This is a genomic window from Pseudomonas petrae (assembly GCF_021728295.1).
Lineage (GTDB): Bacteria > Pseudomonadota > Gammaproteobacteria > Pseudomonadales > Pseudomonadaceae > Aquipseudomonas > Aquipseudomonas petrae.
Map to the genome: position 1 here is coordinate 432698 of NZ_JAKJXE010000004.1, position 9878 is coordinate 442575.

Below are 9878 nucleotides of genomic sequence, written 5' to 3' on the forward strand. Positions count from 1 at the left end.
AGTTCCGAACCAAAGACTGAAAAGCAGGCGCCAGGCCACGGATCATATGGGTGCAGGGATTTCGGGGAGTGTTGGAGGAATCGAGGGGAGACAAAAAAACGGCGCGGGCAGGATGCGGGTGTGGCCACGTCACCGGCATCCGCCGCCGAAAGCGAGGCGTTGCGCGATCCGTGCATGAGCGCGCTTGCCCGCGAAGAGGCCGGTACATCCGACACATCTCTATCGACTGTACCGACGCCTTCGCGGGCAAGCGCGCTCCTACAATGAGTTGCGTATCAGGCAGCGGTTCTTTCGTCGCCGATTTTCGCGCCGCGCATGTGAAAGACCAGCATCGTGCCTTCGATGTGATACAGCTCCAGGCTGCCGGCCAGGTCTTCCAGATAGCGGGTCAGCTCGGGAAACTGCGGGTTGCCATAGTCGTGCCAGACGATGCAACTGCTGTCGCCACCGAGCATCTTCAGCGAGTTCTCGGTGTCGCGTTTGACGTATTCATACTCGTGGTTGGCATCGACGAAGATGAAGTCGAACTTGCCCGCGTAGGGCGACGGATCAAAGGTCATGGAGTCCTGCAGGATCTGCTTGACCATGGCTTTTTTCGGCGACTGATTGTACTTGCGGCTCGACAGCACGGCCTTTTCGGCGAGCAACTTGTCATCGCCCTGAAACACTATGCCGTCGGTGTCCGGCAGGTCCAGTGTGTAAATGCGTGACTCGCTGTCTCCGTTGTCCGGCAGGTCTTCCAGCACCAGTCGGGTGGTGCGGCCGTCGAAGGTGCCGAACTCGAACACGAAGTCCGGGTTGATGGCCCGAACCAGCTTGAGCAGCATCACCGATTCGAACGCGGTAAGGCTGCCGGCACCGTCGGCGGGGGGCATGAAGAATTTGACCTCTTCTTCCCGGCCGTCCTCGATGCTCAGCACGCGGTAGGGCCGAATGTGCATCAGCGCTGAAGGGGCATACGTCCGGGTCGCGAGACAGGTATCCATTTTCTCTCCTCAAATCGGGGTCTGATGCTGATCAATGCGCGGTGCGCACAGGCAAAAAGCCTCGTCAGCTTGATAAATGTTCAGGGGTCGGTGTCGACTGATCACGGCAACGCGCGGACTGTCCGGCGTGTTGAATCATTCTGTTGTGCCGATGGCAATGTGTGCTGCATCGGCTTTCAACTGCGCCAGTTCTTTTTCGTATTTAACGATCTTCAGAATGCGCGAGTTAACGAAGTGCTGTGTGATGTTTTTGGGCGAGAAAAATATGTCGGTCTGCCATTCGCCGCAGATGAGTTCTTGCCCGGTGGGGTCGTCGGCAGGCTGAATAATCATGTCGGCCATGATGCGATCAATTCCTGAAACGTTCGGTCCCGACTCATGCCACAGGCGACTGTCCATAATCACGAAGTCGCCCGGCGCAAGTTCGGGGGTGACCGTCGGCCACTGCACATCGAAACTGGCGGGATTGATCTCGCCGGCATCGCCAAGCGAGCCCAACGCGTGGGAGCCCACATGAAAAGTCATGCCGCCGTTGTCTTTGTTCACGGCACTGATCGCCACAAAAACGCTGCACTTGTTGCTATTGCCTGCGTGATAACAACTGTCCTGGTGCAAAAACACTTTGTTGGCACTCAGCGCGTCCTTGATAACAAAGCGATGGTTATACAACGCGATGTGCTCGCCCATCAGCGGCTTCAGCGTAGTAGCGAAAACCGGCTCGCGGTACATGTGCGCGAGGCCTTCGGGCAACTGTTCGTTGAGGGACACCGGGTTGGCACGATTGACGTCCCGGCCCTTCTCCAGCACCGCGCTGTAAAAGCTTTTCCACTCGTCTTGCCATGCCTCTACGACCGCCCGTGGCACGGCGTTGCGCACCACGAAGACGCCTGTCTTGCGGAACACGTCGACGTTGAACGTGCCCGACGAAAGCGCGGGGATCATCGCCTCAAGGGACTTCACGGTGTCGTGCATGGCGGCGTTCATATGAAACGGAACGTCAGTTCGCTGTCTTTGGTTTCCTTGAACTTGTTGCAGCGGGCAAGGACGTTGTAGCGAATCGGAAACAGCTCACGGTCCGGGGATTCGAGAATATCGATCTCGACGATATCGAAGTCGCGCAGTAGCGCATTCCAGCCATGTTCGGTGATGCGCCAGCAGTCCGGGCTCGGACCGTGAATACGCCAGTTCAGCGGTGCGGAAATCAGCAAGTAACCCTCGTGTTTGAGGATGCGGCGAATTTCCTTGATGGTGTCGAACGGGTTCAGCGTGTGCTCGATGACTTCCATGCAGACGACGCAGTCATAGGCGCTGTCGGCAATGAATTCGTTCTTGCGGGTGATATCGCCAACAAGGGTCGGCCCATAAGTGTCGACGATGTCGAAGGTATCAACGGCGAACTGGGTAAAACTTTCCCGGACCAGCGAACGTTCCTGCGGGCCGACTTCCAATAAACGGCCGGTCTCGTCGTGCAGCAACTCGGCGGTCTTCTTGACGAAGTTTTGCAAGTGATCGCGGGCCAGCTGGAAAGTGTCGTTATCGAATTTCGAAGGTGTCGCCATGATATGTCCCGCTGTCTGCCCGAGGCAGTGATTGGAAGGTGATCGGCGTGGAGCAAAGCAGCCTGTCTTTCGAGTATCGGCCTGAATCCAGCGATCATTAATCTACTCAAGCACGCTTTGCGTCACGCCTCAAGACGTATCACGCCGGCGCAATTGACCTGCCCCGATAGGCCACTAATTGGCCAGTAACTGCGGTTTCGCCGCTGTCCCTGATCGGTATCCGTTGGCCGGGTTATTGCTTCATCGGATGTTCATGCCCGAAGCGTCATTTTCATGGCGGGTCGCCTGTGCCCCCGTATGACTCAGAGCACGCCGATGCTTGTGGTACGTTTTTCACTTACCGGATACCCACATGGATTCTCAACGACTGGTCAGCGTCGTCATTGCTGTCTGCCGCACCGAGTTTTTTGAAAACGCGCTGCGCAGCTTGATCGGGCAGACCCACGATGCGATCGAGATCGTGATCTGCGACGATGCCACCGACGGTCTGGCAGAAACCGTGACTGACCTGTACCGGGCGTCGTGCCGGTGGCCGATTCGCTACCTGCGCAACGCGTTTCCCGAGGGCGCCGACGCCTGTTTCAACCGTGCCGTTGCCGACGCTTGCGGGCGGTACATCAAATTCATGGCGGGGGACGCCGTGCTCGCGCCGGACTGCATTCAGCAGATGGTCGCGGCGCTGGAGGTCAATCCGCAGGCCTCGCTGGTGGCTGCGCACCGCCAGTGGTTAAACGCCGAGGGCGCGGCGCTGCAAGAGAATCTGGGGACCCGTTTTCGCGTCACCGAGCCCACGGTGTTCAACGGGCCTGACGTGGTTGCGCTGCTGGGGGAGTTCACCTGCAATTTCATCGGTGAGTTGAGCAGCGTGCTGTGTCGCCGCGACGACCTGCTGGCGTTGGGCGCCGATCTGTTTTCCCTCAACGGTGAATCTGTCGGCCCGCTTGGGCATCTGGCGCTGTACGCCAAATTACTGCACGACGCCGAGCTGATCCTGCTGCCGGCCACGCTGACGGGAACGCGCATCGCCCCGCAACAGCTGACCGAACAGGGCATCGAAATCGTCGGCACGGACAGTGATCACCTGCCTGTGTTTCACCGCCTGATCCGTGAAGCCGGCTGGGCCAGCACGTCGCTGGACAACGGCTGGGTCGGCGCCCGCCCGTTGTCGGCGTCCCGGAGCTTTACCGATTTCAACCTGCTCGCGCAGTTGTCCGCGCCGTCGCCGCAACGGCTCAACCCGCAGCAGGTCGAGGCCTGGCTCGGTCATCGCGTGCCGACGGCCGAACAGCAAACGCAGACCGACCAGCACCTGGCCGAGGTCGGCGCGCCCTCGCTGCTGGTGGTGGTCAAGGACACCGGCAACGCCCCGGAGAAGATTCAGCGCAGCCTCGACAGCCTCGCTTCCCACGGCGTCCTGCACGCGGCAATGAACGTGGTGGTGTTGACCGACGCGACCAAGCTGCCGGCCACTTTAGTAGGCCCTCGGCTGACCACCCTTGCCATAGGCGCTATGAACACTGCCGCGCTGCTAAATCAGGTGGTCGAAGACCATCGTTTCGACTGGCTGATCGTGATCAACGCCGGTACGCAAATAACGCAGTTTGGCCTTTCTGCCTGCGCGCTAAAGCTGGTCGAATCCCCTGACGCCCGCGCCGCGTTCGCCGATGAAATGCACCGGCGGCCAAGAGGCGGCCTGAGTTCGGCCATGCGCCCGGACTTCAACCTCGACTATCTGCTGAGCTACCCGCTGCTGACGGCGGGCCATTGGCTGTTCCGACGGGAGACGCTGGTGGACCTCGGCGGCTTCGATGAGCGCTTCGCCGATGCCGCTGAGTTTGACGTCATATTGCGTCTGTTCGAGCGTGAAGGCGCCGGGCAGATCATCCACATCAGCGAGCCTGTGCTGGTCTGTGACCTGCCGGAAGCGCTGGATAATCCCGACGAAATCGAAACGCTGCAGCGCCATCTGCACGTGCGCGGTTACTCCCACGCGGTCATCGAGCACACCCTGCCCCGCCGCTACCACGTGCAGTACGGCCACACCGAACAACCGCTGGTGTCGATCATCGTCCCGACCAAGGATCAACTGCCGTTTTTGCAGCGTTGCGTCGAAACCCTGCTGCACACCACCCGCTACCTGAATTACGAATTGCTGATTGTGGATAACAACAGCGAAACCCCCGAAGCCCTCGAATGGCTGGCGCGCATCGACGCATTGGGCTCGGCGCAGGTGCGCGTGCTGCGCTATCCGCACCCGTTCAACTATTCGCGCATCAACAACGTCGCTGCGGCCCAGGCCAAGGGCGAGTACCTGGTGCTGCTGAACAACGACACCGCCATCGTCCACACGCGTTGGCTGGACGAATTGCTCAATCATGCGCTGCGCCCTGAAGTCGGCGTGGTCGGTGCCAAGCTGCTGTTCCCCAACGGACGCATGCAGCATGCCGGCGTGCGCCTGGGCATGGACGGCCCGGCCGGTCATCAGCACATCGGCGAGCCCGGGCACATTCAGGGCTACATGCAGCGGGTGCAGGTGGATCAGGACTTGAGCGCCGTGACGGCGGCGTGCCTGATGATCCGTCGCTCGATTTACGAGGCCGTCGGCGGGCTGGATGAAGAGGCGTTCGTCGTGTCCTACAACGATGTCGATCTGTGCATGAAAGTCGGCGCGCGCGGCTACCTGAATGTCTGGACGCCCCATTCGGTGCTGATCCACGAGGGCAGCGTCAGCCAGACCCACGTCGACACCGCTACTCAACAGGCCAAGCGCAAGCGCTTTGTCGGTGAGCAACTGGCGATGTACCGCAAATGGCTGCCTACCCTGGCGAACGACAGCGCCTTCAACACCAATCTTTCGTTCGACCTGCAATCGGTCGAGCTCGAACTCAACATGCCGCTGGTCTGGCAGCCGATGGCCTGGCGCCGCGACCCGGTGGTACTGGCCTACCCCGCAGGCCTGTGGGCCTCGCCCCATGAACGGGTGATCGCGCCGTTCGAGGCGCTGCAAGCAGCCGGTCTGGTGGACGGCATGCTCAGCAGCCAGCCGCTGTCGATTCCCCAGGAGGGACGGCTCAAGCCGAATGTCGTGGTGTTTCAGGCCCGGCTCGATGCGGATCACCTGCAGACCATCGCCCGCGCTCAGCTGTTGCCGGACGCCTTCGTGGTGCTCGACATCAATGACCTGCAGCTGGGTTCCCGGACGCCGGGCGAAGACGCGTTTGCCTTCGATGCCGAGTGCGTCGACCTGCTGCAGAAGAGCCTGCATCAGGCCCATCGCGTGATCGCTTCCACCCAAGTGCTCGCCGATATCGCCGGGGAGTTTCACGCGGACGTGCGGCTGCTGCCCTCGCGGTTGTCCCCGCAGGTCTGGGGCAACCTCGTCTCGCGCCGTGGTGTGGGTGGCAAGCCCCGGGTCGGGCTGGTCAGTGACCGCTGGCAGCCGCAGGATTTGCATTTGATTCTGGCCGTGGTCCAGACCCTGGCCGATGAGGTCGAGTGGGTTGTCATGGGCGATGACCAGGGCGTGCTGCGCGACCATGTCCATGAATCCCACGATCGCCCGCCCGCCGGGCAATACGCTGCCGCTGTCGCCGAACTGAACCTCGACCTGGCGCTGCTGCCCGCGGTGGATAACCTCTTTGGCGCCTGCAAGAACAACATCAGCCTGCTGCAACTCGGCGCCTGCGGTGTGCCGGTGATCTGCAGCGACGTTCGCGCCTACGCCGGCGACTTGCCGGTAACGCGGGTGCCGAACACGCTGGAAGCCTGGGTCAATCTGATTCGCGCCCACACGATGGATCTGCGCAGCGCGGCGCTGCTCGGCGACGGCTTACGCGAACAGGTGCTGCGCGACTGGATACTCGACGACGCGGCTGTTCAGGGCTGGCGCGAGGCGTGGCTGCCCTGAGCCCAGTGGCGCCTCATCAGTGCGTCGTCATGCGTCGCTGGCGGTTTGCTTCTTGCGGTAGCCGCCCGGGCTCTCCCCCGTCCATTTCTTGAATGCCCGGTGAAACGCGCTGGGCTCCTGAAACCCCACCAAGGACGCGATCTCCACCACGCTCAGCTCGGTGTCGCGCAGCTTCTGCTGGGCGATGCCACGTCGCACGTCGTCCTTGATGCCCTGAAACGCGCAGCCCTCACGCTCCAGTCGACGGCGGAACGTGGTGGCGCTGAGTTTCAGTTCATCGGCCATTTCCAGCAGCGTCGGCCAATGTCCGTAATGGCTGTTGCGCAAGCGCTGATAGACCTGCGCCGCAAGCCCGCGCTGGTTGCGGTAGCGAATGACCAGCCACTGCGGCGCGGTGCGTAAAAACGATTTGAGCGACGGCAACGACTGCACCACCGGCAGACGCAGGTAGTGGCTGGAAAACTCGATCTCGGTGCGCTGCTCGCCAAAACTCAGGTTGAAACCCCACAGCAGTGAGTCGTCGCTGAGACGCTGACGGCGCTGGCGAAACTGCGCGCGGTCGATGCTAATGCGGCGCCCGCCGAGCCAGCACAACAGGCTGATCATCAGCAGCAGAAACGTCTCTTCTCCGAAGCGCTGCCGGACCGGGTCGTCCGTGGTGGTGTCCACCGCGAGCAGTGCGCGTGCGCCGCGAACAATGAGGGTGCCGCGAAAGTCGCGCAGGAACAGGCCGAAATTGCTCAGGCACTGGCGCAGGGCCTTTTCCAGATTGGGTTCCTGAATCAGCCCCCGACAAATCAGGGCGAAGCTGCCCAGCGGCATGCCGTGGGAATCGAGGCCGAAAAACTCGTCGCCCAATTCCTTGATCTGAAGCAGCCACAAGGCCGCAAACGCGCTGGCCGACACCCGCGCCGTGGGGTCGTCGAGCAGCGCCATGTCGATCTCCGCTGCTTGCAACACGGACTGCAAACGCAGCGGCTGGTCGCGCAGCGCGTGGACGATCAACTGGACGAAGTAGATCGACACTGAATCCTTTTCCCGCATGACCGCCTTTCCCTTTTTGAATGGTGCACCACGGATCAGGCGCTGATGGTAAAGAACGCCAGCCCATCTGGACAGTTTCGGCATAGGCCCGTCCCGAACGCCGATCTAGACTTGCCCGCAGTCAGCACCGGCCGAAACCCTGTTTACGGTGCCGCCCCCTACAATTCCAATACGTTTCAGGAGTCCCCATGAGCACACCCGAAGTTTTCGTCGTCAGCGCACTGCGTACCGCCATCGGTGGATTCGGCGGTTCCCTCAAGGAGGTCTCGCCCATCGAACTGGGCACTCAGGTCAGCCGCGCCGCACTGGCCAAATCCGGTATCGCACCGGAGCACATCGGCCATGTGGTCATGGGCCACGTGATCCCGACTGAAGTGCGCGACGCCTATCTTTCCCGCGTCATCGCCCTGGAAGCCGGCCTGACCAAAGAAACCCCCGCCCTGAACGTCAACCGCCTGTGCGGTTCAGGCCTGCAGGCCATCGTGTCGGCGGCGCAGTCGCTGATGCTCGGCGACGCCCAGGCCGTGCTGGCCGGTGGCGCCGAATCCATGAGCCGTGGCGCGTACATCATGCCCCAGGCCCGCTGGGGCGCGCGCATGGGTAATGTGCAGGCGTACGACTACATGCTCGGCGCGTTGCATGACCCGTTCGCCAATATCCACATGGGCATCACCGCCGAGAATATCGCCGAGCATTACGGCATCACCCGCGCCGATCAGGACGCCCTGGCGCTGACCAGTCAGCAGCGCGCCGCCCACGCCATCGCCGAGGGCCGTTTCGAGGGCCAGATCGTGCCGATCGAGATCGCCACGCGCAAAGGCACCGTGACCTTCGCCCAGGACGAACATGTGCGTGGCGATGTGACAGCCGAGCAACTGGACAAAATGAAAACCGCGTTCAAGAAGGACGGCACCGTCACCGCCGGCAACGCGTCCGGCCTCAACGACGGCGCAGCGGCGCTGGTCATGGCCAATGGCGACATGGTCCGCGAGCACGGCCTCAAGCCGATGGCGCGTCTGGTGGCTTATGCCCATGCAGGGGTTGATCCGTCGATGATGGGCTTGGGGCCGATTCCGGCCAGCCGCAAGGTGCTGGAACGTGCCGGCCTGACCGTGGCGGATCTGGACGTCATCGAATCCAACGAAGCGTTCGCCGCCCAGGCCTGCGCTGTTGCCCGTGAGCTAGGCTTTGATCCGGCCAAGGTCAACCCGAACGGCTCGGGCATTTCCCTCGGCCACCCGGTGGGCGCGACGGGCGCGATCATCGCCACCAAAGCGATTCACGAGCTGCACCGGATTCAGGGCCGCTACGCGCTGGTGACCATGTGCATCGGCGGCGGTCAGGGCATCGCCGTCATTTTCGAACGCGTGTAAGGAGGCTTGTCGATGAGCATGCAACACATCGCCGTGATCGGCGCCGGCACCATGGGCAACGGCATCGCGCAGGTCTGCGCGGTGGCCGGCTTCGACGTGACGCTGCTGGACATTTCCGACACGGCACTGGAGCGCGGCATGGCGACCGTGCGCAAGAACCTCGAACGGCAGGTGACCAAGCAGACGGTCGCGGCCGATGTCGCCGAAGCGGCCCTGCGGCGTATCAGCGTCACCACTGACTACGGCCAGTTGAATGGCGCGCAACTGGTGATCGAAGCGGCCACCGAGAACCTTGAGTTGAAGCTGCACCTGCTCAAGCAGATCGTCAGCCATGTCGACCGCGAGTGCGTGATTGCGTCGAACACTTCGTCGCTGTCGATCACGCAACTGGCGGCCAGCGTCGAGCACCCGGAGCGATTCATTGGGCTGCACTTCTTCAACCCCGTGCCGATGATGAGCCTGATCGAAGTCATCCGCGGTTTGCAGACGGCGGACACCACCCACATCGCGGCGATCAAGCTGGCCGAGCGGTTGAACAAGACGGCTATTACTGCGGGCAACCGCCCGGGCTTTGTGGTCAACCGGATTCTGGTGCCGATGATCAACGAAGCGATTCTGGTGTTGCAGGAAGGTCTGGCCACCGCCCAGGACATCGACGACGGCATGCGCCTGGGCTGCAACCAGCCCATCGGCCCGCTGGCACTGGCTGACCTTATCGGTCTGGATACCTTGCTCGCGATTGTCGAAGCGTTCAACGAAGGCTTCAACGACAGCAAATACCGCCCCGCTCCGCTGCTCAAGGAAATGGTTGCGGCAGGGTATCTGGGGCGCAAGACCGGGCGTGGGGTTTTTGTTTATAACTGAGTGAACCCGGATGTAGGACCGGCTTTAGCCGGGAACGCGTCGGTCGCCACATTGCAAATTTTGCGGTGACAACACCGGCCCCTTCCCGGCTGAAGCCGGTCCTACCGGACGACCGCACGCATCTCGTAGGACCGGCTTTAGCCGA

The 9878-nt window shown here is 61.9% G+C and carries 7 protein-coding genes; 3 read left to right on the top strand and 4 right to left on the bottom strand.

Annotated elements, in window-relative coordinates:
* Positions 1–275 precede the first annotated feature (275 nt).
* The 3 genes from L4G42_RS09630 to L4G42_RS09640 all read right to left on the bottom strand — a co-directional run bounded on the left by L4G42_RS09630 (position 276) and on the right by L4G42_RS09640 (position 2545).
* Complete coding sequence (locus L4G42_RS09630; RefSeq protein WP_237254701.1) at positions 276–986, bottom strand: class I SAM-dependent methyltransferase; 711 nt, start codon at positions 984–986, stop codon at positions 276–278.
* Between the two features lie 135 nt (positions 987–1121).
* Positions 1122–1958 carry a phytanoyl-CoA dioxygenase family protein gene (locus tag L4G42_RS09635; RefSeq protein ID WP_237254700.1) on the bottom strand — a complete coding sequence of 279 codons (837 nt, stop codon included), beginning with the start codon at positions 1956–1958 and terminating at the stop codon, positions 1122–1124.
* A gap of 8 nt (positions 1959–1966) precedes the next feature.
* Positions 1967–2545 (bottom strand): class I SAM-dependent methyltransferase, encoded by a 579-nt coding sequence (locus L4G42_RS09640; protein WP_237254699.1) that lies wholly within the window; start codon positions 2543–2545, stop codon positions 1967–1969.
* Between the two features lie 352 nt (positions 2546–2897).
* On the opposite strand from L4G42_RS09640, the gene L4G42_RS09645 reads away from it, so the two are divergent.
* Positions 2898–6452: a glycosyltransferase family 2 protein gene (locus L4G42_RS09645; RefSeq protein WP_237254698.1), complete on the top strand. Its 3555-nt coding sequence runs from the start codon at positions 2898–2900 to the stop codon at positions 6450–6452.
* 27 nt (positions 6453–6479) lie between these two features.
* On the opposite strand, the gene L4G42_RS09650 is transcribed toward L4G42_RS09645, so the two are convergent.
* A complete protein-coding gene (locus tag L4G42_RS09650) occupies positions 6480–7496 on the bottom strand; it encodes an AraC family transcriptional regulator (protein ID WP_237254697.1) in 1017 nt (338 codons plus the stop codon).
* 188 nt (positions 7497–7684) lie between these two features.
* On the opposite strand from L4G42_RS09650, the gene L4G42_RS09655 reads away from it, so the two are divergent.
* A complete protein-coding gene (locus L4G42_RS09655; RefSeq protein ID WP_237254696.1) occupies positions 7685–8869 on the top strand; it encodes an acetyl-CoA C-acyltransferase family protein in 1185 nt (394 codons plus the stop codon).
* 12 nt (positions 8870–8881) lie between these two features.
* Complete coding sequence (locus L4G42_RS09660; protein ID WP_237260776.1) at positions 8882–9733, top strand: 3-hydroxybutyryl-CoA dehydrogenase; 852 nt, start codon at positions 8882–8884, stop codon at positions 9731–9733.
* The last annotated feature ends 145 nt before the right edge of the window (positions 9734–9878 follow it).

Bases quoted from the DNA above. Each gene is read 5' to 3' on its own strand.
- L4G42_RS09630 (WP_237254701.1), bottom strand. From the start codon at position 986: ATGGATACCTGTCTCGCGACCCGGACGTATGCCCCTTCAGCGCTGATG.
- L4G42_RS09635 (WP_237254700.1), bottom strand. From the start codon at position 1,958: ATGCACGACACCGTGAAGTCCCTTGAGGCGATGATCCCCGCGCTTTCG.
- L4G42_RS09640 (WP_237254699.1), bottom strand. From the start codon at position 2,545: ATGGCGACACCTTCGAAATTCGATAACGACACTTTCCAGCTGGCCCGC.
- L4G42_RS09645 (WP_237254698.1), top strand. From the start codon at position 2,898: ATGGATTCTCAACGACTGGTCAGCGTCGTCATTGCTGTCTGCCGCACC.
- L4G42_RS09650 (WP_237254697.1), bottom strand. From the start codon at position 7,496: ATGCGGGAAAAGGATTCAGTGTCGATCTACTTCGTCCAGTTGATCGTC.
- L4G42_RS09655 (WP_237254696.1), top strand. From the start codon at position 7,685: ATGAGCACACCCGAAGTTTTCGTCGTCAGCGCACTGCGTACCGCCATC.
- L4G42_RS09660 (WP_237260776.1), top strand. From the start codon at position 8,882: ATGAGCATGCAACACATCGCCGTGATCGGCGCCGGCACCATGGGCAAC.